Annotated in this window: 17 protein-coding genes and 6 pseudogenes; 6 read left to right on the forward strand and 17 right to left on the reverse strand. The window is 62.2% G+C overall.

Features of this window, described 5'->3' with window-relative positions:
* Positions 1 to 17: 17 nt before the first annotated feature.
* Positions 18 to 674 (reverse strand): HAD-IIIA family hydrolase, encoded by a 657-nt coding sequence (locus tag Sa4125_RS07285; protein ID WP_224005392.1) that lies wholly within the window; start codon positions 672 to 674, stop codon positions 18 to 20.
* A 248-nt stretch (positions 675 to 922) separates the two neighbouring features.
* On the opposite strand from Sa4125_RS07285, the gene Sa4125_RS07290 reads away from it, so the two are divergent.
* Positions 923 to 3,298 carry a calcium-binding protein gene (locus Sa4125_RS07290; protein ID WP_224005395.1) on the forward strand — a complete coding sequence of 792 codons (2,376 nt, stop codon included), beginning with the start codon at positions 923 to 925 and terminating at the stop codon, positions 3,296 to 3,298.
* A gap of 339 nt (positions 3,299 to 3,637) precedes the next feature.
* Here Sa4125_RS07290 and Sa4125_RS07295 read toward each other — a convergent pair.
* Positions 3,638 to 4,773 (reverse strand): IS3 family transposase gene (locus Sa4125_RS07295; RefSeq protein ID WP_224001182.1). Its coding sequence is split into 2 segments (ribosomal slippage): positions 3,638 to 4,506 and positions 4,506 to 4,773, totalling 1,137 coding nucleotides; the frame shifts between segments, so codons are not numbered across the junction.
* A 447-nt stretch (positions 4,774 to 5,220) separates the two neighbouring features.
* Between Sa4125_RS07295 and Sa4125_RS07300 the strand changes: the two genes are divergently transcribed.
* The 4 genes and pseudogenes from Sa4125_RS07300 to Sa4125_RS07315 form a co-directional block, all read left to right on the forward strand.
* Complete coding sequence (locus tag Sa4125_RS07300; protein WP_224005398.1) at positions 5,221 to 7,158, forward strand: M10 family metallopeptidase C-terminal domain-containing protein; 1,938 nt, start codon at positions 5,221 to 5,223, stop codon at positions 7,156 to 7,158.
* Between the two features lie 424 nt (positions 7,159 to 7,582).
* The gene (locus Sa4125_RS07305; protein ID WP_224007631.1) at positions 7,583 to 7,912 is read left to right on the forward strand and encodes a hypothetical protein; all 330 of its coding nucleotides are present in this window, start codon (positions 7,583 to 7,585) and stop codon (positions 7,910 to 7,912) included.
* Between the two features lie 38 nt (positions 7,913 to 7,950).
* Positions 7,951 to 8,709: pseudogene (locus Sa4125_RS07310) on the forward strand (IS256 family transposase); the annotation flags it as partial.
* Between the two features lie 53 nt (positions 8,710 to 8,762).
* Positions 8,763 to 10,069, forward strand: a pseudogene (locus Sa4125_RS07315) (IS1182 family transposase); the annotation flags it as partial.
* Positions 10,070 to 10,123: 54 nt separating this feature from the next.
* Here Sa4125_RS07315 and Sa4125_RS07320 read toward each other — a convergent pair.
* From Sa4125_RS07320 to Sa4125_RS07345, 6 genes and pseudogenes are all read right to left on the reverse strand, one after another.
* A complete protein-coding gene (locus Sa4125_RS07320) occupies positions 10,124 to 10,309 on the reverse strand; it encodes a hypothetical protein (protein WP_224005401.1) in 186 nt (61 codons plus the stop codon).
* Between the two features lie 33 nt (positions 10,310 to 10,342).
* A pseudogene (locus Sa4125_RS07325) lies at positions 10,343 to 10,867 on the reverse strand (IS630 family transposase); the annotation flags it as partial.
* A gap of 29 nt (positions 10,868 to 10,896) precedes the next feature.
* Positions 10,897 to 11,403 (reverse strand): winged helix-turn-helix domain-containing protein, encoded by a 507-nt coding sequence (locus tag Sa4125_RS07330; RefSeq protein WP_345944321.1) that lies wholly within the window; start codon positions 11,401 to 11,403, stop codon positions 10,897 to 10,899.
* Between the two features lie 109 nt (positions 11,404 to 11,512).
* Entirely contained in the window at positions 11,513 to 12,721 is a 1,209-nt protein-coding gene (locus tag Sa4125_RS07335) for an IS256 family transposase (protein WP_223998612.1), read from the reverse strand.
* Between the two features lie 116 nt (positions 12,722 to 12,837).
* Positions 12,838 to 13,542 (reverse strand): annotated as a pseudogene (locus tag Sa4125_RS07340) (IS256 family transposase); the annotation flags it as partial.
* A gap of 159 nt (positions 13,543 to 13,701) precedes the next feature.
* Positions 13,702 to 13,800: pseudogene (locus Sa4125_RS07345) on the reverse strand (IS5/IS1182 family transposase); the annotation flags it as partial.
* Between the two features lie 308 nt (positions 13,801 to 14,108).
* Here Sa4125_RS07345 and Sa4125_RS07350 point away from each other — a divergent pair.
* Positions 14,109 to 15,505 (forward strand): annotated as a pseudogene (locus Sa4125_RS07350) (IS5 family transposase).
* A 163-nt stretch (positions 15,506 to 15,668) separates the two neighbouring features.
* On the opposite strand, the gene Sa4125_RS07355 reads toward Sa4125_RS07350, so the two are convergent.
* The 9 genes from Sa4125_RS07355 to Sa4125_RS07395 form a co-directional block, all read right to left on the reverse strand.
* Positions 15,669 to 16,709: a zinc-binding dehydrogenase gene (locus Sa4125_RS07355; protein WP_224005404.1), complete on the reverse strand. Its 1,041-nt coding sequence runs from the start codon at positions 16,707 to 16,709 to the stop codon at positions 15,669 to 15,671.
* 105 nt (positions 16,710 to 16,814) lie between these two features.
* Positions 16,815 to 17,744, reverse strand: coding sequence for a transketolase C-terminal domain-containing protein (locus Sa4125_RS07360; RefSeq protein WP_224005408.1), 930 nt, complete (start codon positions 17,742 to 17,744; stop codon positions 16,815 to 16,817).
* Positions 17,741 to 18,580, reverse strand: coding sequence for a transketolase (locus tag Sa4125_RS07365; protein ID WP_224005411.1), 840 nt, complete (start codon positions 18,578 to 18,580; stop codon positions 17,741 to 17,743). The genes Sa4125_RS07360 and Sa4125_RS07365 overlap by 4 nt, the downstream gene beginning before the upstream one ends.
* Before the next feature lie 52 nt (positions 18,581 to 18,632).
* Positions 18,633 to 19,628 (reverse strand): GDP-mannose 4,6-dehydratase, encoded by a 996-nt coding sequence (locus Sa4125_RS07370; RefSeq protein ID WP_224005414.1) that lies wholly within the window; start codon positions 19,626 to 19,628, stop codon positions 18,633 to 18,635.
* A gap of 5 nt (positions 19,629 to 19,633) precedes the next feature.
* A complete protein-coding gene (locus Sa4125_RS07375) occupies positions 19,634 to 20,239 on the reverse strand; it encodes an SIS domain-containing protein (protein WP_224005417.1) in 606 nt (201 codons plus the stop codon).
* Positions 20,239 to 21,174, reverse strand: coding sequence for an SDR family oxidoreductase (locus tag Sa4125_RS07380; RefSeq protein WP_224005420.1), 936 nt, complete (start codon positions 21,172 to 21,174; stop codon positions 20,239 to 20,241). The genes Sa4125_RS07375 and Sa4125_RS07380 overlap by 1 nt, the downstream gene beginning before the upstream one ends.
* 513 nt (positions 21,175 to 21,687) lie before the next feature.
* Positions 21,688 to 22,401: a nucleotidyltransferase family protein gene (locus tag Sa4125_RS07385; protein ID WP_224005423.1), complete on the reverse strand. Its 714-nt coding sequence runs from the start codon at positions 22,399 to 22,401 to the stop codon at positions 21,688 to 21,690.
* A gap of 55 nt (positions 22,402 to 22,456) precedes the next feature.
* Positions 22,457 to 23,965 (reverse strand): PfkB family carbohydrate kinase, encoded by a 1,509-nt coding sequence (locus Sa4125_RS07390; RefSeq protein ID WP_224005427.1) that lies wholly within the window; start codon positions 23,963 to 23,965, stop codon positions 22,457 to 22,459.
* Between the two features lie 117 nt (positions 23,966 to 24,082).
* On the reverse strand, positions 24,083 to 25,465 hold the full coding sequence (locus Sa4125_RS07395; RefSeq protein ID WP_224005430.1) for an HlyD family type I secretion periplasmic adaptor subunit: 1,383 nt from the start codon (positions 25,463 to 25,465) through the stop codon (positions 24,083 to 24,085).
* Positions 25,466 to 25,474 lie beyond the last annotated feature (9 nt).

Below are 25,474 nucleotides of genomic sequence, written 5' to 3' on the forward strand. Positions count from 1 at the left end.
CCACGCGTGGCATCGCCCTACCGTTCATCGCGCAAGCCGTCGAGACGATCCGTAATCGCCTGCGCTGCCGTTTCCTGGAGCAGTCCGGTGTAACGGCCGAGCCATTTCTGCCGCGCTTGCTCGAAGAGATCCGTCTGTCCTCGGCCGTATCCACTCACCACCAGCGTGCCGCCCGGCAACCCCGCCCGGAAACCGGCCTCCAGATCGCTGACACGGTCACCGATGATCCAGGAAGAGGGGAGATCGACGTGCAGCATTTCAGCCGCTGCCACCAGCATTCCCGGCGCTGGCTTGCGCCAAGGGTGGTCGGCGATCCCCAGCGTGCCCTTTCCGATGCCGTGATAGCCGCAGGCAAAGACCGCAGCGACATGGGCGCCGGCATCGGTCAGTCTTGCGATCAGCGCATCCTGGACGCTTTGAAACTCTGCCCAGCCGAAACGGCCGCGCGCGATGCCCGATTGGTTTGTGACAATTACCACGGCGACGCCGAGCGCATTGGCTTGGGCAATGGCCGGCGCAATTCCCGGGGTCAGTTGGATATCCTCGGCGCGATGCAGAAAATCGACCTCCTCCACCACGACGCCGTCTCGGTCCAGGAACAGAGCGGGGCGGCCGGTGAAGTCGGTCTGTTCGATCTTCTCAGCCCAGGTGCCGATACCGTCTTGCAGATACAAAACCGCCTCTTGAGTATGCGAAAAGGGCCCTGCCCGAAGATGGTGAGTGTTCCACCGGCGAACCGGCGTCAAGCAAAAAAGCCCGTGTACCCGCACGTCGGGTCGTCGTCATCGATCACCTGTGGCGCTTCGGCAGAGTGTCCGCGTCACGCAAACGTCGCACGCTGACGATAGGGAAACACATGGGCGCCAAAATATTTGGACGAATGCAAGCGCTGCCATCTTGCGGGAGCCGGCGTCTTCTACCTATGATCGCTGAAGAGTTCAATGGACAACAGGAGTCGGTGACGACGCTGGCGGGAGGGCAGATGGCAACAATTACCGGAACGAGCTTTGGCAACGTGTTCAATGTCACGGACACGCAGTCGCTTGCGCTGAATTACGCCCTCGGCGTGCATTCGGTCACTGTCGGGGCACGGACCTTCGTTTACACCGCAGGCTACTACGACAGCGGGGTCTCGGTTTTCGAACTCGGCGCTGCGGGTCAATTGACCTTCGTCCAGACGATCGGGGACACCAATTCGACGGCACTGGATGGGGCCGCAAATTTTGCGTCCGTCTCCATCAATGGAACATCCTATCTTTACGTCAGCGGCGCGGAGGATTCTGGCATCAGCGTATTTCAGGTGGGCAGTGACGGAACGCTCTCGCTCAAGCAGAGTGTTTTCGACGACGCGACGCTTGAAATCTCTGGAACCGAGGGGCGAATGTCCATCGCGACGGTCGGCGGCAACTCGTATCTCGTTGCAACGGGATTTGATGACTACGGCATCAGCACGTTTCGCATCAACTCGAACGGGTCGATTACGCCGACGGACTCCGTCGATGATTCCAGCAGCAGCCTCAACGAGTTGTACGGAGCCTATTCCACTGCGACGGCTGTCGTCGGCGGCAATACTTTTGTGTTCGCCGCCGGGTACTACGATGATGGCGTCACCAGTTTCTCACTGGATGCCAACGGGCAGCTGACCTACGCCGACAGCGTCTCGGACAGTGCGACGCTTCAACTCAGTGGAGCCCACGGTCTCGCGACTGCGGTCGTCCAGGGGACGACCTACCTATTTGCGTCCGGCGCCCACGACGACGGGATCAGTGTCTTCTCCGTCAATTCCAGCGGACAGTTGTCGAATGTGTTCAACATCGACGATACCGGGGCACTCGGTCTCGACGGCGCGTCCGGCCTCCAGACGTTCCAGTTCGGCGGTCAGAGCTTCCTCGCCGTCGTCGGCCAGAACGACAGCGCCATCGGGTACTTCCTGATCTCAGCCAGCGGCGCGCTCACATCCGTCGCGACCTTGTTCGACAGCGCCGCGACCGAACTCTATGGGGCCGCCAATGTGACGTTCGCCGAAGTGGGCGGCTCGTCCTTCCTCGTTGCCACCGGCCTCTACGACGACGGCGTCTCGGTCTTCGAAATCGGTGGCGGAAACGACACGCTGACGGGCACCAATAGCGACGACATCATGAGAGGAAGGGGTGGGGCGGACATTCTCGACGGCCTCGCTGGCAGCGACCTGATGGACGGTGGCACGGGCGGCGACCTGATGCGCGGCGGTACCGGCAACGACAGCTATTCCGTCGACAATATTGGCGACGATGTCATCGAATTTGCCAATGAGGGTAGTGATGTCGTCTACGCATCGGTCAGTTTCGATCTCACCGCCAATGTCGAATCGATCGTCATGCAGGGTACCGCCGATATCGGTACCAATGGCAACGCGCTCAACAACCATATCTACGGCAACTCAGGCAACAACTACATTAACGGCGCGGGCGGCAGCGACTTGATGTCGGGCGGCGCCGGCAATGATGTCTATGCGGTCGACAGCGCTGGTGACCAGATCATCGAGGCGGCCAATGGCGGCACCGACACCATGTACATCAACCTGACATACAACATGGTGCCCCAAGTCGAAAATCTAATCATGAGTGGTACCGGCAACCTCAATACCATTGGCAACGGCCTTTCCAACACCATCAGCGGCAATAGCGGCAACAACGTGATTGACGGCGGCGCTGGCGGCGACACGATTTTCGGGCGGGCCGGTGGCGACGCGTTGGCGGGCGGACAGGGCGCCGACACCATCTCCGGCAACGAGGGCAACGACGTCATCTATGGAGGAACCGAGGGAGACCTGATTAACGGCGGGGCGAACAACGATACGATCTCGGGGAATGACGGCAACGATTTCATCTACGGCGACGACGCCGGCAGCGCCAACTTTGGCGACACCCTGAACGGCAACGCCGGCGCCGACTCGATTTTCGGCTTCGGCGGCAACGATACGATCTGGGGCGGAGCGGACGGGGACTCGCTGCGGGGCGGCGATGGCGGCGATACGCTGCGCGGCGAAGGCGGCAATGACTATCTCTATGGCGAGGGCGGCGCCGACGCGTTTCAGTACACGGCCCGCGATTTCGACACCGACCAGATTTTCGACTTCCAGAACGGCGTCGACAAGATCCAGATGTCGCAATCGATCTTCGCCAACTACGCTGCCGTCATGGCCTCCTCGCAGCAGATCGGGGGCGACGTCCTGATCGATGCGGGTTCCGGCGACAGGATCGCACTAAAGAACTTCTCGCTCGCCAATCTCACCGCGGATGATTTCATCTTCTATTGAGAAATCTGCCGAAGAGGCCTGACGCCCACGCATCGGCGGCCGCCGCCCGCGCAATCAAGCTGCGCGGGGCGCGGCCGCATAATTTCGTCAGCGACTAGGGCCCAGCGTGCGGGGGATAGGTTAACATTCTTGGCGGTGGCTCGGATTAACCCGGCCGCTTCTGCCTGTGGTCAGCAATTAGGCGGCCAGGCGGATCCAGCGCTCGAACATGGCATGGCCATCTCCTCTCCGTGCAGGAGATATCGTCCATGTTTGTACGCCGGTTCTTGTACGCGGATAGAGGTGGCTCGGTTTGTCTGAACAGGCTCGGCGGCCTGATAAGTGGATCGTCTGCCGGGTTTATGCCGCTGCGAGAAGCGGCTGGTTGAAGTAGGCGTGGTCCGGGGTCTTCCGGCCCAAGCTCGAGTGCGGGCGTCCGCCGTTGTAGAAGTCGAGGTATCGGGCGAGCGAGGCCCGGGCATGGCTGACCGTCTCATAGGCCCGGAGATAGACCTCCTCGTATTTCACTGATTTCCAGAGCCGCTCGACGAAGACGTTGTCGCGCCAGGCGCCCTTGCCGTCCATGCTGATCTTGATCTCCCTGTCCAACAGGACCTTCGTGAAGTCGATGCTGGTGAACTGCGAGCCCTGATCCGTGTTGAAGATTTCGGGTTTCCCAAAACGGGCCAAGGCCTCCTCCACCGCCTCGATGCAGAAGTCCGCCTGCATCGAGATCGAAAGCCGCCAGCTCAGCACCCGCCGGCTGAACCAGTCGACGACGGCGGCGAGATAGACGAAGCCGCGGGCCATCGGGATGTAGGTAATGTCCATCGCCCAGACCTGGTTCGGCCGCATCACCGGCAGCTTGCGCAGGAGATAGGGATAGATCTTGTGGCCCGGCGCCGGCTTTGACGTGTTCGGCCGACGGTAGATCGCCTCAATCGCCATCCGCTTCATCAGCGTTGCGACACGCAGGCGGCCGACAACAATGCCCTCCAAAGTCAAGAGGTCGCGAAGCATGCGGCTGCCGGCGAAGGGATATTCCAAATGCAGTTCGTCTATCCGTCGCATGAGTGCGAGATCGGCGGCAGAGACAGCGCGTGGCAGGTAGTAGACGCTTCCCCGGCTGATGCCGAGTTCGCGTGCCTGCCCGGCAACCGGCAGAGGATGGGAGCGGTCGATCATCGTCTTGCGCTCGGCAACAGTCCGGCCTTGTCGAGCGCGCCTTCCAAAAAATCGTTGGCCAATGTCAGCTCCCCGATCTTGGCATGCAGCGTCTTCACGTCGATGACTGGGGCGGCGGCGATTGCGGTCGTTTCTGATCCGAAAACTCCGGCGGCGCCCTCCAGAAGCTGAGAGCGCCACTGCGTGATCTGATTGGGATGCACGTCGAACTGCTGCGCCAATTCGGCCAGCGTCTTCTCGCCGCGCACTGCTGCCAGCGCCACCTTTGCTTTGAAGGTAGGGCTGTGGTTCCGCCTCGGTCTCTTGGTCATCGTCTCTCCTGGTCGCGGCCATCCTGGCCGTCTTCAGGCAGACAATCCACTCAGCCCGCTGTGCAGATTTGCCGAGCCACCTCTGATGCCGATATCCGACGATTTCAAAAGTCCCAGTTTTACCTAGTGTTTAGCATGATGCAGTGACGCATGAGGCAATTCTGCAACTAAAAGAGCTAAATCTGTCGATACGTAAGATTGCCTACCTTGTGTCGCGACGGAGGCATCAACTATGCTCCGGCGGCATCAACTATGCTCCGGCGGTGAATAGTTAACTCCTTATTCAGCGAGCTGGCCGAATATCGCGTAATGCTTGAGCTTTAGGTATGCTCATCGATTACGGCCGACCCATACGACAGGTTTCACCATCCACAACAAATGGAACCGACTGGTTGACCTTCGGATCAATGCGTCGGGCAACCACAGCGAGCGAAAAGGCAAGCATCGATGAGCATGCATGCGGCTGACCCAGCAAGCATCCTGAAAGGACTTTCACCGTGGCTAGACGGGGCCGGACCCGTTCTCAGCGCGCCGCCTATGATCAGCGTAAACGACACGATCCGGCAGCTTCGTACCAATTGGATTGACGGAACCCAGGCCACATTCGATTGGGGGTCCGTATCCTCGATCGACTACTACGTCGGTGGCACGCCCTATTCGAGCAGCTCGGGCGAAAATAGTTACGTAACGCCCATGACAAGCCTGATGCAGTCGCGGGCGGTTTTGAGCTTCGAGCTTTGGGACGACCTGATCGCCGTCTCGCTGAATCCTGCGACCTCTGCCGCTTCGAACCAGATACAGTTTGAATATGCAACCAACACCATAAACAGCGGCACATATGCAAAAATCCTGAACGCTCAGGATGTTGGAGAAAATATTTATAACGCCGATCGCTACGTGATGGCGCGAAGCGAGATCTGGTTGAATTCCGGTTGGACGTCACACAACACCGACGGCGACATGTATTTTGGCGGATACGGGCTCAAGACCTATATCCACGAAATCGGCCATAGCCTTGGTCTGTCGCATCCCGGCGCATACGATGCCTCCCAGGGCTCTTTCAGTTACGACACGAGCGCGGAGTACAGCAACGACACCCGACAGTATTCAGTGATGTCGTATTTTGGTGGCTACAATGTCGGCACTGGCTGGAGTACCGATTACGGCGACTACTACTCTTCGACGCCTATGATCGACGATATCTCTGCGGTGCAGGCAATCTACGGCGCGGATATGACGACGCGCAGCGGAAACACGGTCTATGGGTGGGGATCGACGGCAGATCGCGCAGTCTTCGACTTTGCCGCCTATGGCAGCGACGTTCCGATCTTCGCGATCTGGGACGGTGGCGGTATCGACACCATCAACGCATCCGGGTCAAACCAAAACCAGCGGATCGACCTGACGGCTGGCAACTATTCGAGCACGGGTGGCCACATCGCCAATATCGCCATCGCTCGCAACGTCGTCATCGAAAATGCGATAGGCGGCGGTGGAAACGACGTGCTGACCGGAAATGCCGCGAACAACTCTCTCACCGGCGGCGTTGGTGGGGATTCGCTCTATGGTCTTGGGGGAACCGACACGATCGTGGGGGGCATCGGCAACGACTTCATCTACGGCGGCAGCGATCGGGACCTTCTCAACGGTGGCGTCGGCAACGATACAGTCTCCGCCGGCGATGGGAACGATCTCGTCTACGGCGATGATTCCGGAACCGCTGACTACGGCGACAACATCGACGGCGGCGCCGGTTCCGACGCTCTCTACGGGTTCGGCGGCGCTGACAGGATCTATGGTGGCGCCGACGCCGACAGCATCTTCGGAGGGGCCGGAGCCGACACGCTGCTGGGACAGGCTGGCAACGACGTCGTCCAGGCTGGCACCGAAGGAGACCTTATAAACGGCGGCATCGGCAATGATAGCCTGTCCGGTAACGAAGGAAATGACTTCATCTACGGAGACGATCCCGGCACCGCCAACTACGGCGACAATGTCGACGGGGGAGCCGGCGCAGACTCCATCTTCGGGTTTGGCGGCAACGATGTTCTGTGGGGCGGGGCGGAGGGCGACTCGCTCCGCGGTGGCGACGGAAATGACACTCTGCGCGGCATGGGGGGTAACGACTACCTCTACGGTGAAGGCGGTGCCGATGTCTTCCAGTATGTCAGTGCCGGCTTCGCCGTCGATCAATTGTTCGACTTTCAGAACGGCATCGATTTGATCCAGATAGGCGTCTCGATCTTCGCCGACTTTGCCGCAGTCAGTGCCTCGGCCCTGCAGGTCGGGGCCGACGTCTTGATCGACGCCGGAGACGGCGACAAACTGGCGATCAAAGGCTTCTCTCTGGCCAACCTGACCGCGGACGATTTCCTGTTCTTCTAGGCCTGCTCTGGACGCCAATACAGCCCGACCGAGCGTTCGACGCAGGACTCGGTCGGGCGGATGGAGCCCGAAGATTGTATGCGCCCTTTTCGGACGCAGACACGGGGGTGACCGTTTCTGCCTTCGCCAGCGCTATTTTCGCCGGGAAACGGACAACCCAATCCGGCCCGTATCCGTGACATCGGTCAAGCCGTACGAGCATTTGGAGCGGTGGGTGAAATATTAGAGGGATCGATAATCCGGCGGCAAAAGGCGTCAATGCGCATATTCTTGACATATCCTCTTGTATTTTTTCAGAAGGTAGTAATGATCTAAGTTGTGAACTGCTGTGAAACGGCTCTGTTCCCTACTAGGAGAAGTCCAATGGATATTGTTGATTTCTTACCAGTTCATTCAGAAGACGAGCAGACGAGCAGACGAGCAGATGGACAGTGATCCGATTCTTTATTGGAATCGTTGTGGGCTGGAATTCAATAGGTTAACTCATTCTATCCGTGTTCCTCAAGGAGGACCAACGATGAGTTCTCGAGCATTGGGAATGCTTCAACTCTCCATCCATGACGCATTTTTCTCAATTAGGCCGCCGAGCCACAACCACTGGGCAACTTATCTTCTTCTTGCTACGGAAGATAATGCGCCGCAAGAACTGCCCGCGCGGGACCCAGATGCAAATGATGCGGTAGTGTCCGCGCTGGTGGTGGAAACTCGGATCTCAGATGGTGTGACGGAGGTGGCCACCGGATTGGCCGGCTAAGGTGGAGTTGCGAGACTTCAACCTGACCGGAGCACCCGATGACCGAGGACAGATTACCGCTTGCCGAGCTTCTGGCAAAAGCCGGAGACGGCGATTTCCTGAGGACGATAGCCGAGAGCGTGATGCAGCTTCTCATGGAGGCCGACGTGGAGGGCATGATCGGCGCCGGGCGCCATGAACGCACCCTGGAACGGGCGACCTATCGCAACGGCTACCGGGACCGCTCGTTCGATACCCGGCTTGGCTCCTTGCAGCTTCGCATCCCCAAGCTTCGACAAGGCAGCTACTTTCCGCCGTTCCTGGAACCGAGAAAGCTCTCGGAGAAGGCGCTTGTCGCGGTCATCCAGGAGGCCTGGATCAGCGGCGTGTCCACGCGTCGCGTCGACGATCTGGTGCAGGCCATGGGACTGTCGGGGATCGGCAAGAGCACGGTGTCGAAGCTGTGCAAAGATATCGACGACCGCGTCGGCGGCTTTCTCGATCGCCCGCTCACCGGCGACTGGCCCTATCTCTGGCTCGACGCGACCTACCTGAAGCAGCGCGAAGGCGGCCGTATCGTCTCGGTGGCGGCAATAATCGCTGTCGCCGTCAACACCGACGGCAAGCGCGAGATCGTCGGCCTTCACATCGGGCCCTCGGAAGCGGAGACCTTCTGGTCGACCTTCCTCAAGAGCCTCGTGCGCCGCGGCCTTTCCGGCGTGAAGCTCGTGATATCGGATGCCCATGAAGGGCTGAAGGCCGCCATCCGCCGGGTGTTCAGCGCCTCCTGGCAGCGCTGCCGCGTGGGGCTGTTGAAGAAGTCAGTGTCCCCTGATTCACTGGCCCTGTCGATGGTTTGCCGGAGGCAGCGATGCTGGGTCGGAAGGAGCGTGATCAACTCGAACTCTACATGTGCGGGTCGCTACGTGACCTCCTTCCAGACGACCACATCCTCGTCCGCGTCGATCGCGTCCTGGATCTTTCCTGGCTGCGCGAAGCCGTCTCGGACTGCTACTCGCCCGGTTCCGGACGGCCGGGGATCGACCCTGAAGTCGCTGTGCGCCTGATGCTGGCAGGCTTCCTTCTGGGAATCGTCCATGATCGACGTCTGCTGCACGAAGCTCAGGTCAATCTGGCGATCCGCTGGTTCATCGGCTTCGGCCTGCACGAGGCGTTGCCCGATCATTCCTCGCTGACCCGCATCCGCCAGCGCTGGAGTGCCGAGCGGTTCCGCCAGATCTTCAAGCGCACGGTCACCGCCTGCGTCTCGGCCGGGATCGCCAAGGGCGAGGTCGTTCACGTCGATGCCTCCCTGATCCGGGCGGACGTCAGTTGGGAGAGCCTGGCGGTCCGCCACGTCGATGCCATTCGAGCCGAGAACGGCGACGCGAGCGAAGCCTCCCAGGTTGCCGAGGACACCGCCAAGACATCCCGCAAGTCTGGTCGATACAAGAAGGTCTGTGTGACCGATGCAGATGCCAGCATGGCAACCATGGACGCAATCGGCGACTGGAGCCGGCCTACAAGCAGCATGGGGTCGTCGATGATGTCTTCGGCGTTATCCTCGACGTCGAGATCACGACCGGCGAGGTCAACGAGGGGCAGGAGATCCTGAACCGTCTCGACGCCGTGACAGAAACGACCGGTGCGACGATCAAGGTGGCAACGGCCGATGCCGGGTATGCCTATGCCAAAGTGTTCGGCGGCCTCGAACGGCGCGGCATCACAGCCGTGATCCCGACCAAAGCAGAACCGGTCCGGAGCAAGGTGCCGCTTCGCCAGTTTCGCTATGATGCCCGGCATGATCACGTGAAGTGCCCACGCGGCCAGATCCTCCAACCCAATCGGACAAAGATCCCGCATGGACGGTTCTTCGCGTCCAAGGCTGTTGACTGCGCCGGGTGCGATCTCGCCACGATCTGTCTTTCTCCGTCCCGTGTTACCAAGGCCGTCGTCATCGTGCACGATTATCCAGCTCTGCTACGCGCCCGGCGCCGCCGCGAACAGTGGGGTGAGGAAGACAAGCGTCTGTACCAGCGCCATCGCTGGCGTTCGGAAGGATTCCACGGCGAGGCAAAGACCTGGCACGGGCTGGCCCGGGCAGTTCGGCGTGGGCTCGCGAACATGAGAATCCAGGCCTACCTGACGGCCGCGGCCATCAATCTGAAGCGGCTCGCACCGATCTGACCGAGACCGTCCTTGTCCTCTGGCTCTTCCAACGGGGGGCGCCTCTTACCAAACGCAATCTGGCTTCCCCATTCCGCCGATCTCTTTCAAGGCGCCGCCGAGCTCCAGTCGGACAGGCCGGATCTTCGTTTCCTGCGATGCTTCAAAAGCTAACTTCTTCAACAGCCCCACGCGGCATCTTTGCCATGTCGCCGTCAGGACCTTGGTGACGGCCGCGGTCGTGTCCGTCAACGTGGTGGAAATTGGGGTGTAATACCGTCGAGCTTATGAACTGACCGCTTTGATCCATGGATAATTGCAGAGCGAGATGATGCGCTCGAAGTTCTCGGTGGCGCGGTTCCATGCCTGGCAGCAGGCGTCGATGATGGCGGCCTTGTCGGGAAAGACGCGCAGCGAGAGGCAAGTCTCTTTGAGATAAAGCCAGAGGCGTTCGACCGGGTTGAGTTCGGGGCTGTAGGCGGGCAAGGGGACCAGGGTGATGTTGTCCGGCACGTTCAGTGCCGCCTTGCCATGCCAGCCGGCGCCGTCGAGGACCATGACGACATGGACGTCGGCCGCAATGGTCTTGGCGAACTCGGCCAGATAGAGGTTCATCATCTCCTTGTCAGCGAAGGGCAGCACGAGCGCGAAGGACTGTCCCGTCGCCGGCGCGACGGCGCCGAAGATGTAGGTCCAGTCGAAGCGCTGGTCGCACCGCCCCGGCGGACGTTGGCCACGTGTCCACCAGCGATGGCAGAGCCGGCCCTTCTGGCCGACACGGGCTTCATCTTGGAACCACAGCTCGATCCGTTTGTCGCGATGGGCCTGGCGAGCAGCGCTTAGGGCCTCGCGGAGCCCCTTTTTTTGAAGCGCTCCTGCGCTTTGGGATCTTTGGCGGGATGGCTTGGCCGCGTCTTCTGTCGCGAGAAGTCATTTTGTCGAAGGATACGCGACAGGCTGGCAGGGTGCAGGCTCTTGCCGAGGTGCGACCCGATCCAGCGGCACAGTTCCGACAGGGTCCAGGTCGAGATGCCGTCCTTCTCGGGATCGGGGCCGCGGAAGATGACGTTCGACAGCGCCGCCAACTCGCCCTCCGTCAGCCGCGGCGCAGGATGGCCCTTGGGCCGATCTTGCAGTCCGGCCACGCCGTCGGCCCCATAGCGAACCACCCAGTCGCGCAGCGTCTGGCGATCCATGCCGGCGGCCCGCGCCGCATCCGCTCGGCTCATCCCGTCCAACGCGTTGGCGAGCGCCAGCATCCGGCTCGCCACACGGCCGTTCCTTTCCCGCCGGGCCATTGCCCGAAGCTCACCTGCCGAATATCTGTCGCTGATCTCCAGAGCCATAACCTCTCCCTCATCCCGTCCAGAACAAGGGAATCTCCGCCGCGAATACCAAGCAAATCACGCCAGAGTCAGGTCATCCGCTCGGCGGTATAACTGAAGCGGCTCGGTTTCAGGCGGCTGCGGTGGAAATACGTACGGTTTCGGGCTTGGTGCTGTTGGACATGAGTTCGGCCATGGGTTCGGTCTGCATGTAGCGGTTTTGCGTCTGCCATTCGTCGTTGGCCTCGAGGAGGACGGCGCCGATGAGGCGGATGATGGAGCCCTCGTTCGGGAAGATGCCGACGACATCGGCGCGCCGCTTCACCTCCTTGTTCAGGCGCTCCAGGGAATTGGTCGAATGGATCCGGGTCCGATGCTGACCGGGAAAGTCCAGATGCGCCAGCACGTCGGTCTCGCTGTCGTCGATGAAGCTGCCGAGCTTGGGACACTTTCCCCGGAGCTGGTCGGCGACGTGGCGCAGCGCCTGGGCCGCGCCGGCGCGATCGGGTTGGATGAAGGCCTGGCGCAGGGCCGCAGCCGCCATGCTTTGCTGCGCCTTCGGGACATAGGACAGGGCGTTGCGCATCCAGTGGACGCGGCAGCGCTGCCAGGAGGCGCTGAACACCCGGCGGATGGCGGCCTTCAGCCCTTCATGGGCATCCGATATCACGAGCTTCACGCCGGAAAGGCCGCGGCGCACGAGGCTCTTGAGGAAGGTCGACCAGAAGGTCTCCGCTTCCGAGGGCCCGATGTGAAGGCCGACGATCTCGCGCTTGCCGTCGGTGTTGACGGCGACAGCGATTATTGCCGCCACCGAGACGATACGGCCGCCTTCGCGCTGCTTCAGGTAGGTCGCGTCGAGCCAGAGATAGGGCCAGTCGCCGGTGAGCGGGCGATCGAGAAAGCCGCCGACGCGGTCGTCGATATCTTTGCACAGCTTCGACACCGTGCTCTTGCCGATCCCCGACAGTCCCATGGCCTGCACCAGATCGTCGACGCGACGCGTGGACACGCCGCTGATCCAGGCCTCCTGGATGACCGCGACAAGCGCCTTCTCCGAGAGCTTTCTCGGTTCCAGGAACGGCGGAAAGTAGCTGCCTTGTCGAAGCTTGGGGATGCGAAGCTGCAAGGAGCCAAGCCGGGTATCGAACGAGCGGTCCCGGTAGCCGTTGCGATAGGTCGCCCGTTCCAGGGTGCGTTCATGGCGCCCGGCGCCGATCATGCCCTCCACGTCGGCCTCCATGAGAAGCTGCATCACGCTCTCGGCTATCGTCCTCAGGAAATCGCCGTCTCCGGCTTTTGCCAGAAGCTCGGCAAGCGGTAATCTGTCCTCGGTCATCGGGTGCTCCGGTCAGGTTGAAGTCTCGCAACTCCACCTTAGCCGGCCAATCCGGTGGCCACCTCCGTCACACCATCTGAGATCCGAGTTTCCACCACCAGCGCGGACACTACCACGGCCGCCTTGATGCCCTCGTGCGCATCGGAGACGACGAGCTTCACGCCGCGCAGGCCGCGCCGGGTCAGCTTGCGCAGGAATTCGGTCCAGATCGGCTCGGCTTCCGAGGTGCCGACCTCCATGCCGAGCACCTCGCGCCGGCCATCAGCGTTGACGCCGACGGCGATGATCACGGCGACCGAGACGATGCGCCCGCCGCGGCGGACCTTCAGGTAGGTCGCGTCGATCCAGAGATAGGGCCAGTCGCCCTCGATCGGCCGTTCGAGGAAGACCTTCACCTTGCCGTCGATCTCTTCGCAAAGCCTCGACACCTGGCTCTTGGAGATGCCGTCCATGCCCATCGCCTTGACCAGGTCGTCGACCGAACGGGTCGAGATGCCCTGGACATAGGCTTCCTGGATCACGGCCGTCAGGGCCTTCTCGGCCATGCGCCGCGGCTCGAGGAAGCCGGGAAAGTAGCTGCCCTTGCGCAGCCTGGGAATGCGCAGCTCGACGGTGCCGGCACGGGTATGCCAGTCCCTGTCGCGATAGCCGTTGCGCTGGGCGAGGCGCTCGGCGCTCTTCTCGCCATAGCCGGCGCCGGTCGCATTGCCGACCTCCAGTTCCATCAGCCGCTCGGCGGCAAAGCCGATCATCTCGCGCAACAGATCGGCGTCCGGGGTCTTCTCCAGAAGGCTGCGCAGGCTCATCATGTCGTCGGTCATCAGGGGATCTCCGGTTGCGGTTAGGTCTCGCAACCCAAGCCTAACCGGAAACCGCTGGTGACCACCGCGTCGCCAATCCCGTCCTACAGCGCAATCAAAGGCGCGGGCGAGATCGGCGACGCTACCGTCGAGCTACACCACGGGCGGGGACACGACCTTGTCAAAGGCCGTCCGGCCCGGATCGCCAGCCTTGCCGGGCAAAAGCAGCGCGATCCGCGCCCACTGCTCCGCCTTAAGTTCGTACCGCTTGGCCGCCATCGAAAACTCCGCGTCTCAACACGGAACCCTATGAATCAGCGATCACATCGGTTGGGAATCCTGAATGTCGATTTCGCCTAGCCGTCGCGCTGCGGCCGAGATCAACTCGGCAGCGCTCGGAACGTCCTGGATATCGAGTCGTCCGTGAACGATCTCTGACTGTTTGATCCCCCACGGTTTTTCGTATTCGGCAAGTATCCGATTTTGCAAAAAAGCTGGGGTTTGAGCCTGGATTTCTTGCGATTCCGGATTCCCTTTTTCGGCGGTTCATGGTCCGATTCTCCAGGCGATCAGCGGAGGCAGGGACGATGTCCAAACCGCGGGATGAGCGTCATCGAGACCTGTTCCTGCCGGCGCTGTGCGAGATCATCGACATGGGGCACCCGCTGGTGCGGCTTGCCAGGAGATCGACTGGTCCTTTGTCGAGAGGCGCTTTGGCGCGGTGCATCATGCCGGCGTCGGCCAGCCGCCGCTGCCGGTCCGGCTGATGGCAGGGCTTTTGATCCTCAAGCACATGCACTCTTTGTCCGACGAGGCGCTGTGCGCGCGCTGGGTGGAAAACCCGTACTTCCAGTTCTTCTGCGGCGAGGAGACCTTCCGCCACAGGCTGAGCTTTGATCGCTCGTCGCTGACGCACTGGCGTCAGCGGCTCGGCGAGGAGCGGCTTTCGGCACTCTTGCAGGAGAGCCTGTCGGTCGCCCACCGCAGCGGGGCGATCGAGGGCAAGGATCTCGAGCGCGTCGTCGTCGACACGACCGTGCAGGAAAAGGCGATCGCCCATCCGACCGATGCCAGGCTGCTGCACCGGGCGATCGTCAAGCTGGGGGCGCTGGCCCGAAAGAACGGCCTTGCCCTGCGCCAGAGCTATGTCCGGCTTGCCAAGCGGGCGGCGATCATGGTCGGGCGCTATCGTCATGCCAAGCAGTTCAAGCGGGCCAACCGGCAGCTCAAATTCCTGCGCACACGGCTCGGCCGCCTGATGCGCGACATCCGCCGCAAAACCGCCGGAAACGCCGGCCTGGAAGAGCGCTTCGCCGGGCTCTTGTCGCTGTCGATGCGGCTCCTGCACCAGAAGCACCGCCAGCGCGGGCCGAAGGTCTATTCGCTGCATGCGCCCGAGGTCGAATGCATCGGCAAGGGCAAGGCGCACAAGCCCTACGAGTTCGGCTGCAAGGTCTCCGTCGCCACCCCGGCCACCAAGCCCAGGGGCGGCCAGTTCGTCCTCCATGCCAAGGCCCTGCACGGCAATCCGTTCGACGGCCACACCCTCGGCCCTGTCGTCGCCGAGATGGAGAGCATCACCGGCGTCGAGGTCAAGCGCATCCATGTCGACCGCGGCTATCGCGGCCACAATCACCCCAACCGCCTGCGCGTCTTCGTCACCGGCCAGGTCCGCCACACCACAAGGGCCATCAAGCGCGAGATGAAGCGCCGCGCCGCCGTCGAGCCCGTCATCGGCCATCTCAAGGCCGACCATCGAATGGACCGCAACCCCCTCAAAGGCCCCGAAGGCGACCGGAGCAACGCCGTCCTCGCCGCCGCCGGCTACAACTTCCACCTTCTCCTGCGCTGGTTCGCAGCCATTTGGCGTGCCTTCATCCAGACGCTCTTCGTCGGCCCCGCCATACCCCCGCCGGATAAAGAAAAACCCCGATTGCGATTGCAAACGGGCATCGCCCACGACGATGCTCAGATGAATGGGTAGTCAAACTTCACGGGCGACTATCGAGAAGCACCGCCGGCGAATGTCCGCCGCCGCGATCGGGCGGATTTTTCGCTCGACCTTCCCTATGCCGAGTGGCTTCGGCCGGTGGCCGAGGACGGATCTGCCGGCTCGGCACTGGGACCGATCGACTTCCGGGCCGGTCCTACCGCTTTTTCATGTCGATCAGCGGCCGGCCGATCTTGCCGGAACGAAGATCGGCAAGGGCCTCGTTGATCTGTTCGAGGCTGTAGGGTGCCGACAGGAGGTCGCGCACGGGGTAGGGGCTTTCGGCGATCAGGCGGCCGAAGCGGCCGTAGTCGCGGTCTGGCATGCTGTCGCCGCCCCAGGTGCCCATCAGGCTCTTGCCTTGGTTGAACACGCCCGGGCTGATCTCGAGGCTTGAGCCGTGCTTGGCATTTCCGATGACGACGGCCTTGCCGCCCTGCTGACGGGTGACGCCGACAGCGGTGGCCATGACGGCGGGCACGCCCGTCGCCTCGACGGCAAGGTCGACACCGTTCGGCACGATTGCCTTGATCTGCGCGGCGACGTCGCCCTCGGCCGGGTCGATCACATGCGTTGCGCCGAAGGCCTTGGCGAGGTCGCGGCGCGAGGCCTTGAGATCAACGGCGATGACCGGGCTGGCGCCGGCGATGGCGGCCGCCATAACCGCGTTGAGGCCGATGCCGCCGGTGCCGAACACCGCAACGCTGTCGCCGGCCGCGACCTTCAGCACGTTGAAGACCGCGCCCATGCCGGTCGGCGCGGCGCAGCCAAGGAGCACCGCGACGTCGAGTGGCAGACCGGCCGGCACCAGGGTCAGGCGGTTCTCGCTGACGACGGCGTGGCGCTGGAAGGTTGTGACGCCGCCGGCGTTGACCTTCTGGCCATCCCAGTCGTAGACGGCGCCGCCGGCCTCGATGCCGGTGCCCTTGATCCAGGACAGGACGACGTCGTCGCCGACCTTCACCTTGGTGACGGCCGAGCCGATCTCGATGACCGTGCCGGTTGCCTCATGGCCGAGGCAATGTGGACACCACTTGTCCTCGCCCTTGTCGCCGGCAACTTCCATCAGCTGAGTGCCGCAGGCGCCTGAAAACGCAATCTCTACCAGGACCTGGCCGGCCTTCAGCGGCGGCGTCTCGATTTCGACGACGACGAGCGGCTGGCCCGTGGCGACGAGGAGGGCGGCTTCGGTCTTCATGGATCTCTGTTCCTGATTCTGCGGGCGCTTCGGGGCAGCGCCGTTTCGGGCTCCGAGGGGAGCCGTCGGAAAGGAAAGGGCCGCTCGCAGGCGGCCCTTTGGGTCTCAGTGCCTGTCGAGGCATTCGGCGATGGCATGCGCCATCTGGTGGCCGGTGAGGCCGAGCTGCTCGCGGGCATATTCCTGCTCGCCGGACTTCTTGAAGAAGGCGTCGGGCGTCGCGAAGCGCATGAGCTTGCGGGTGTCCTCGCCCTTGTCGACGGCCCATTCGGCGACAGCCGAACCGAAGCCGCCGATCAGGCTGTGTTCTTCGATCGTGGCGACGAGCTTAAACTTCGCAAGGGCCTCGCTAAGGCAGGCCTCGTCCAGCGGCTTCACGGTGTGGAAGCTGACGACGCGGGTCGAATAGCCCTGTTCGGACAGGATTCGCCCGGCCTTGATGGCCTCGGGCAGCATGTTGCCGGTCGACAGCAGGCAGACCTCGTCGCCTTCGGCCATCGTAATGGCGCGGCCGATCTGGAAGTCTGCGATCGGGCCCTTGTGCACGACAGGCTCGCCCTTCTTGCCCATGCGGATGTAGGACGGCTTGTCCTGTTTCATCACGGCGCGCAGCGCGGCACGGACTTCCCACTGGTCGCCGGGGCAGATGACGTTCATGTTCGGCAGCGCCCGCAGGAAGGCGACGTCCTCGCAGGCGTGGTGCGTCGGGCCAAGGCCCGCATAGGACAGGCCGGCGCCAACGGCGACGATCGTCACCGGCAGGTCGTGATAGCAGACGTCGGTGCGGATCTGCTCGAGGCACCGCGTCGTCACAAACGGGGTGATCGTGTAAGTGACCGGGCGCAAGCCCGACATGGCCAAGCCCGCCGCAACGCCGGTCATGTTCTGCTCAGCGACGCCGCAGTTGAAGAAGCTGTTCGGCCGGGCCGCCCGGAACTTGTCGAACAGCCGGTTGCCGATGTCACCCGAGAGCATAACGAGGCGCTCGTCCTCCATGCCGATCTTCGTCAGTTCGTCCGCGAAAGCGTTTCTCATTTCAGGCCGAGCTCCTTGAAAGCCTTCTCGACCTCATCAGCGGTCGGCGCGCGGTAATGCCAGTTGTTGTCGTCTTCCATGAAGGAGACGCCCTTGCCTTTGACGGTGTTGGCGATGAGGGCGACGGGCTTGCCCGAGCCGTTCGGCATCTTCGCCATCAGCTCGGCCAGCAGCCCGATGTCATGGCCGTCGATCTCGTGGGCATCCCAGCCGAAGCTTTCCCACTTGTCGCGCAGCGGCGACAAAGCCAGCGTCTCGTTCGAGCGGGCGGTCGCCTGCCACTTGTTGTAGTCGACGATAACGCAGAGATTGTCGAGATTCTGCCCGGCGGCAAACATCGCCGCTTCCCAGACCGAACCCTCGTTGCACTCGCCGTCCGAAAGCAGCGCGTAGACGCGGTACATCGGCTCGTCCTTGACGCGGGCGGCAAGCGCCATGCCGACGCCGATCGGCAGCCCGTGGCCGAGCGAACCGGTGGCGGCCTCGACGCCCGGCAGGATGTTCGCCGGTGGATGTTCGGCAAGCTTGCCGCCGTCCTGGTGGTAGGTCTTCAGCCATTCCTCGGGAAAGTAGCCGCGGGTGGCGAGCGTGGCGTAGAGCGCCATAGCCGCATGACCCTTCGACAGGATGAAGCGGTCACGCCGGGGATCCGTCGGGTTGGCCGGGTCGACGTTCAGCACCGACCAATAGGCCGCCGTCATGATGTCGAGGCAGGACAGGCAGGACGCCAGATGCGCCGACTGCGCCGCGTGGCACATGGTGATGACCTTGCCGCGCAACTCTGCCGCCTGGCGTGCCAGGCCCGCGGCATCGTCGATTTTCGTGAATGCGTTCATCGTGTCGGTTTCTCCCCCGGGAGGCGTCAGCCCGGCTCGACCGGAGCCGGCCTCAGGCCTTGTGGATGTAGTTCGCGTCGAGTTTCGGAATGTCGTTGCGGAAACGTTCGGCCCAGGAGATCACGTTGGAAATGCCCTCGTCGAGCGACACCTTGTCCTGCCAACCAAGCTCGGTGCGCAGCTTGAAGGAGTCCAGCATATAGGCGGCGTCCTTGCCCGGGCGATCCGGACCAACGTCGACGCATTCATCGAAGGACTTGCCGAGCTTCTTCAGGATCAGTTCGACCAGTTCGCGGATCGAGACCAGTTCGTAGCCCGAGATGTGATAGGTCTCGCCGACCTTGCCCTTCAGTGCGATCTTTAGCGTCGCGTCGGACGCGTCGCGCATGTCGATGAACACCCGCACCGACTTGCCGCCGCCATCGAGCCGCAGCTTCTGGCCGGTCATCGCCGCGTAGACGGTGCGCGGAATGATCCGGTAGAGCTGCTGGCCGGGACCGTAGACGTTGGCCGCACGCGTCGAGACGGCGGGCAGTTGATAGGTGTCGACGAAGGTCTTCAGCGACATGTCGCCGGCCGCGCGCGACACCGCGTAGGGGGTCGACGGATTGAACGGCGTTTTCTCGCGCACCCAGCCCTCGGTGGAGCCGTAGACTTCTGGCGTGGTCACGTGGACGTAGCGGTCGAGGAAATCGAGCCCGCGCAGGAGCACGTGCAGCCGCACGGTGGAAACGACGTTCGTCATCATCCAGTCGTCCGGATGATCCCAACTCTGGCCGACCATCGACTGCGCGGCGAAATTGACCACATGGGTGAAGCGCTCGCGCTTCAGGAGGGCGGCAAGGGCGTCGAGATCGTAGTTGATGTCGATCTTCTCGAACCGGACCTTGCCCGGCCGCTGCTGCCACTTGTAGGGCAACTGCGCGTCGTGCGGCTCTGCCGACCGACTGGTGGCGGTGACGTCGTAACCCTGTTCCGCGAGGTAGTCGCAGAAGGTGGCGCCCGAGAAAGAATTCGAGCCGAGAACGATGAATTTCGGGTCGGCCATGGTGTCTATAGTCTCAATTCGGAACGACGGGACGCGAGGTACTGCACGATCATGTGGCCGATGACCGTTTGCATGTCCTCGGCGATCTGCATGTCTTCGGTCTCGAAATGGATCGGCACGTCGGCCAGCGCCTTGCACTTGCCTCCGGAGAAGCCGAGCACGGCGTAGGAGCGCATCCCGATGCGGCGTGCTTCCTGAATCGCCTTGACGATGTTCGGCGAATTGCCACTGCCGGAGAAGGCGATCAGCAGGTCGCCGGGGCGGGCTTGCACCGCGAGTTGCAGCGAGAAAACGTTCTCGTAGCCTTCGTCGTTGGCCAGGCAGGTCAGCACCGCCGGATTGGCGGCGAGCGAGGAGACCCGGATGCCCATGCCGGAGGTCTTCGACCAGGCGTAGAGAAAGTCGTTGGCAAGATGATTGGCATTGCCGCCGCTGCCGCCATTGCCGCAGAGAAAGACCTGTCGGCCGGTGGTGGCGCAGTCGAATAAGTCGTCGGCAAGCGCCGCCACGTCCGTCCAGTCGAAACCTGTCAGAATGTCCGCTGTCCGCCGGGCGTAGTCGGCGAAATGCGACACGGGCGCTGCGGCCGGGAGCTTGCGGACGGTCTGCATCACAGCACTTCCTTCTGCATCCACTTCATCCGGTAGAAGCTCTCGTCATCGGTCCACGCACCCTGGCGATAGAGACCGACGAGCTCCTTGACCGCGTCCTCGACACCCTTCTTCGGGCGGAAGCCCGTCGCCAGCAGGCGGTCCGAATTGACCCGGTAGGAGCGCGGGTCGTTGGATTCCTTGACCACGATCTTGGCGTCGACGTGCTTGGCCACCAGCTGGGCAATGTCCATGATCGAGATGTTCTCGAAGCCGGCATTGTAGATGCCGGTGTGCTCGGGATGATCGAGCAGGAAGAGGTAGAGGTCGGTGATGTCGTCCATGTGGACGTTCGGCCGGTACTGGTCGCCGCCGAGCACCGTGATCTCGCCGTTCTTCAGCGCGAGCATGGTCAGGAGGTTCACGGCGACGTCGTTGCGCATCGTCGGCGAGAATCCGCAGACAGTAGCGGGACGCACGATCTGCACGACCATGTCGTCGGCATAGGACAGCAGGATGCGCTCGGCGCACATCTTCGTCTTGTTGTACTCGCTGATGGGGACGAGTTCGAGATCCTCGGTGACCTGCTCCTCTTCCTTCACGCCGTAGACACTGCCGGAAGAGGCAAAGATGAAGTGCTTGATCCCGACCCGCTTTGCCTTGTCGGCAAGCCGCATCGTGGCGAGGCAGCTAACTTCCCAGGTCAGCTTTGGATCGAGATCGCCCGCCGGATCGTTGGCGATGGACGACAGATGGACGATCGCGTCGACGCCTGTCAGGTCCATTTCCTCGGGATTGCGGACGTCGCCCTGCACCACCGTGAGCTTGGGGTGGGGCCGAAGATTGTTGCCAAACCACTGTATATCGAACGCAACGACCTCATGCCCACGCTCGATCAACTTGGGAACCAGCACCGTTCCCTTGTAACCACAAGCGCCCGTGAGGAAAATCTTCATGTCTGGTGCTTTCGAAAAGGCAACATCGATTGTTGAGGATGGAAGACGTGGAAGGAGGCACGATCATATTGGCCGATGGGTCGCTCAAATTCCGGGAGTTGTCAACCAATCCTGCATGACTTTGTATATCAGCGACCATGCCAATGCGGCGCATAATCGCTGACTCGCAGGGCTCTTGCACTATGGCGGCGCGCCCGACGATCAATGGTGAGAATTTGCTGCGACGCGGCCTGGAATTGCGCACCCGATGAAAGTGAAGTGGCGAGCGTGCCGACTTTTGTCCGCGCCATCGCCAACCGGTGCCGGACCGTGCGATGGACATCCGGCAAGCGACCTTTTGGAAATCGATTGCCAGCTTCGATGAAGCGAGACGAAGATCGGGTTGAGGGACGGGCGACCGCCAATCTCAGAACTCACAAGCGCGGAAGGAATGCAGTGTCTCCAGACTTTGCCGGTCCGTCGCCTCGTCGCGACACGGCCGTTGCAGGGTTAGCGAGGACTGGCGGCGATCTGTCAGGCAAAACCCGGCATCGGTACGAATTCGCGTTCCGCCAGCGCGAGCGCTTCGGGTGACCCGATGTCGCGATGGTAGCCGTTTGTTTCCACAGCGAGGATGCGTCCCATGAAGGCGGGAATGACCTCGGTCGAGAAATCCACGACGGGTCGCCTGAGACTTCGAATCAAGCGAACCACTTCCGGCTCACACAGGTAAACGGCCGCATTGGCAAGGTTGCCGGGAGGGTTCTCGACCTTCTCGTGGAAGGAGGTCACGACGTTCTCGCAATCGAGGCCGAGGATGCCGCAGGTCTTCGGCACGTCCGTGCGAAAGGCCAGCATGGTGATCGCGCAGTGACTGGGGCGCTGCTGGTGCCGTCTGATGAAGCCGCGAACGTCGAAGTCAGTCAGATTGTCCGCGTGGACGAGGAGAAAGGGGTCGTCTCCCAGCCAGGCAGCGTTCGCTCCGACAGTGCCGGCAGTGCCGAGGAGGTCTGCCTCGTACACCAGATCAATACGGCCGGCAAAGTGCGAGGCCTGGACATGACTACGGACGGCGTCGGGCAACCAATGGGTATTGATCAGCGCGCGCTCGATGCCGGCGGAGAAGATGTGCTCCAGCCAATAGTCGAGAAGTGGTCGCCCGTGGATCTCGACCAGACATTTAGGCACGGTCAGTGTCAGCGGCCGAAGCCGTGTTCCAAGACCTGCTGCCAGCAGAAGTGCCCGCATGTTACCATCCTCGATCTGCCGACCCTCGTCCGCCATCTGTCTACTGACAGAGTCCTTATTCGTCGGGAAGTTCGATTTCCCGGATGATATCGGAAGCCTTCAGCGGCGAGTTGCCGACGCGCGAGACCTGGCACGCTGCTGCAACCGCGCCCAGATAGGCGCCATGCCAAATATCGGCTCCCGAGCAGAGCGCCATCGACGTCGCCGTGAACAGGCTGTCTCCCGCTCCCGCAACGTCCTTGGGTGCAGTGTTAAGAGCCTGCAGACGGTCCGTCATGTATTCGCCGTTGTCGAGCCGCCCGTGAACCAGCATTCCCTCGCTTCCGAGGGTGATGATGACATTCTTTGCATCCGCCTTGCGGCAGAGTTCGTTGGCAAGGACGGCGAGGCCGGAAGCGGTATCATGGAGGGCCAGGCGCACCTCGCGCTCCGTCGGGGTCACCAGGGCCATGCGCTTGAAGCGGGAAATGTCGGAGAGCTGGGAAGAAGCCTGACTGTCGGCCGTCATGGTCACGCCATGGCTTTCGGCAACGGCGCAGATGGAATCGACCAGGGTTTGCGGCAGGCAGCCATAGTTGAAATCGGCGAACATCAACAGATCGGTCGTCGACATCGCTGCCTCGATCTGCTCCAGCATCCGCTTCTCGATCTCGCGGGAAATCGCGTGCTGGCGCAGGTGATTGACGCGCAGCAAGGTCTTATTCAACGCCCGGAAGCGCTGCTTGCGCGTTGTTGGCCGGGTCTCGTCGTGGAATCCGTGCACTTCGATCCCGCCGGCCGTCAGTTCGGCGCGGGCGTAGGCGGCAGTCTCGTCCTCACCGAAAATCGTGAAGAGCCGGGTTTCGGCGCCGAGATTGCGGGCGTGGCAGGCGACCACTCCCGCCCCGCCGACGAAGGTGCTGGTTTGTATCGGGGTCACGACGATCGTCGGATCCTCCTGAGACATCCCGATTGCGTCGCAGGCGATGTAGTCGTCGACGATCACGTCGCCGATGACCATGACGCGCATTCCCGACAGGCTGCGCAGAACCTCCAAGAGAGATGGAATTCCGAAACCATGCCGGTCCGAAAACGCATGCGACTTGTTGATCGTCGAGAAGTCGGTCGCGGAATCGCGGTTCAGGATATCGACGGAAGCAAAGCTCGATTCACCCGATGAGAAGATCAGCTTGCCGCCGTAGGCCGTCACGGCCGCTTCCTCGGGATTGTAACGCTGCTCAAACTCCTTGCCCTTGACGACGAAGTCGGGCCGGAGCCGGCTGACGAAGTCGCTTGCCGACTCGGTCAGGAGAACCGCCTTGCCAACGATGCTCATCGAACAGACGCTTTCAAGGCGCGCCTCGCCCGGCACTGAAACGCCCGTAGTCCCATCCGGACGCAGTCCGACAACCAGCACGTCGGCAACATCGCGTGCAAATTTGAGCAGGCGCATATGGCCTGGATGCAGAACGTTGAAATTGCCCGAGACGAATGCAATGCGTGTGTCGGCCGGATACGAGGCCCGTATTTCTTCGGCGGTGGACTGCAAGCTTATGTCTCCGGGTTCAATACGGTTCTGACGCATCAAAGCATCGAGAACGAGGACTCAGACTGTCCCGATCCGATGGGACGGGTCCTTACACGCTTGGCAGAGCGGGCTCAAGCCTTGCCATGGCGCTCCGCCATCTCTGCCGAACCCACATCAATCTTCTCGGAAGGCTCTGCTGAAGCTGTCGGCAAGCGGCTTCACCAGATATTCCAGGAACGTCCTGTCCGCGGTTCGGATGTAGGTTTCCACCTGCATTCCCGGATAGATATCCGACTTGTCGAGCGGCGGCGGAAGCGTGGATGAGATCTGCAGGCGGGCGGTATAGAAGGGCTGCCCGGTCTTGAGATCGAGCAGGCGATCGGGAGATACGTAGTCGACCGTCGCATCCACGACAGGCGTCACATGCGTATCGAGCGCACTGAAGCGGAGGGTGGCCGACTGGCCGACGTGCACGATGTCGATATCGGCCGGCGAGACGCGTGCCTCGACCTGTAGCTGGTCCGTGGTGGGCAGAAGCTCGAGCATCACTTCTCCCGGCTTCACCACGCTTCCCACACTGTTGTACGTCATGCTGACAACGATGCCGTCCGAGGGCGAGCGCACTTTTGCGCGGCCAATTATGGCCTGGGTCTCGTTTCGCTGCGTCGCCAAGGTCGACATCTGGCTGCGGACTTCGTTCAACTGGCTGGCTGCAGTTTCGATGCGCTGGGTCGTGAGGCGCGACAGCTGCTCCTGTGCCTCGACGATCTGCGACTTCGACGCCAGAATATTGGACGTCGCCTGTCCCAACTGCCCGACGAGATCGGCTTCGCTGCGCAACAGAAGGGTGTATTCTGAGCGATCGGTCAGTCCCTTCTCCAGAAGCTTGCGCTTGCGCTCGGTCTCCTCCCGCACGACCTGCAACTGGCTGTCGATGGCAGTCTGCTGGCTGGTATATCCTCGGATCTGCTCGGTCGCGGCGATCACCCTTTGGCGCAGGATGACGCCCTCCTGACGGTGACGCTCGAGCCGGATGTCGAACTCTTTTGCTTGCTCGTCGACAAGGCTCGTATTGCCGGTGTCGCGGGCAAGCTGCCGGAGTTCGTCGGAGAATTCGACGCTGTCCTGGCTGTTGCGTTCGGCCAAGAGCCGGGCAGTCCGGGCGCCGACGGAGACGATCTGCGCCTGCAGATGTTCCTGCGCCGAGATCGGTGCGGTCGTATCGAGTTCGAACAACACCTGCTGCGCCTTCACAGCCTCGCCCTCGCGAACGAGGATATTCTCCACAATGCCGCCTTCGAGATGCTGCACCCGCTGGTTCTTCCCGGCGGCCGCGACGAAGCCGGGCGCTACAGCCGCACCGGCAAGCGGGGCATAGAAGGCCCAGGCACCGAAGACGAGGCAGAAGATTGCCGTTGCGCCTAGTCCGGCGACGCACATCGCGCGCGTGCCGACGGACACATTGGCTGACCACGGGGGAGGAGGGGCGGGGTTTTTCATGGTGGGCAGCTTCGCCTGAGTGCCGGAGGCAAACGCGATCTTGTCTTCGGTCATCATCGCGATCCC

It is taken from the genome of Aureimonas sp. SA4125 (assembly GCF_019973775.1).
GTDB lineage: Bacteria > Pseudomonadota > Alphaproteobacteria > Rhizobiales > Rhizobiaceae > Plantimonas.

Excerpts from the sequence above, each read along its gene's own strand:
- Sa4125_RS07290 (WP_224005395.1), top strand. The coding sequence starts at position 923 with ATGATCGCTGAAGAGTTCAATGGACAACAGGAGTCGGTGACGACGCTG.
- Sa4125_RS07300 (WP_224005398.1), top strand. The coding sequence starts at position 5,221 with ATGAGCATGCATGCGGCTGACCCAGCAAGCATCCTGAAAGGACTTTCA.
- Sa4125_RS07375 (WP_224005417.1), bottom strand. The coding sequence starts at position 20,239 with ATGCAGACCGTCCGCAAGCTCCCGGCCGCAGCGCCCGTGTCGCATTTC.
- Sa4125_RS07365 (WP_224005411.1), bottom strand. The coding sequence starts at position 18,580 with ATGAACGCATTCACGAAAATCGACGATGCCGCGGGCCTGGCACGCCAG.
- Sa4125_RS07330 (WP_345944321.1), bottom strand. The coding sequence starts at position 11,403 with ATGGCTCTGGAGATCAGCGACAGATATTCGGCAGGTGAGCTTCGGGCA.
- Sa4125_RS07380 (WP_224005420.1), bottom strand. The coding sequence starts at position 21,174 with ATGAAGATTTTCCTCACGGGCGCTTGTGGTTACAAGGGAACGGTGCTG.
- Sa4125_RS07385 (WP_224005423.1), bottom strand. The coding sequence starts at position 22,401 with ATGCGGGCACTTCTGCTGGCAGCAGGTCTTGGAACACGGCTTCGGCCG.
- Sa4125_RS07360 (WP_224005408.1), bottom strand. The coding sequence starts at position 17,744 with ATGAGAAACGCTTTCGCGGACGAACTGACGAAGATCGGCATGGAGGAC.
- Sa4125_RS07395 (WP_224005430.1), bottom strand. The coding sequence starts at position 25,465 with ATGATGACCGAAGACAAGATCGCGTTTGCCTCCGGCACTCAGGCGAAG.
- Sa4125_RS07390 (WP_224005427.1), bottom strand. The coding sequence starts at position 23,965 with ATGCGTCAGAACCGTATTGAACCCGGAGACATAAGCTTGCAGTCCACC.
- Sa4125_RS07370 (WP_224005414.1), bottom strand. The coding sequence starts at position 19,628 with ATGGCCGACCCGAAATTCATCGTTCTCGGCTCGAATTCTTTCTCGGGC.
- Sa4125_RS07305 (WP_224007631.1), top strand. The coding sequence starts at position 7,583 with ATGGACAGTGATCCGATTCTTTATTGGAATCGTTGTGGGCTGGAATTC.
- Sa4125_RS07355 (WP_224005404.1), bottom strand. The coding sequence starts at position 16,709 with ATGAAGACCGAAGCCGCCCTCCTCGTCGCCACGGGCCAGCCGCTCGTC.
- Sa4125_RS07335 (WP_223998612.1), bottom strand. The coding sequence starts at position 12,721 with ATGACCGAGGACAGATTACCGCTTGCCGAGCTTCTGGCAAAAGCCGGA.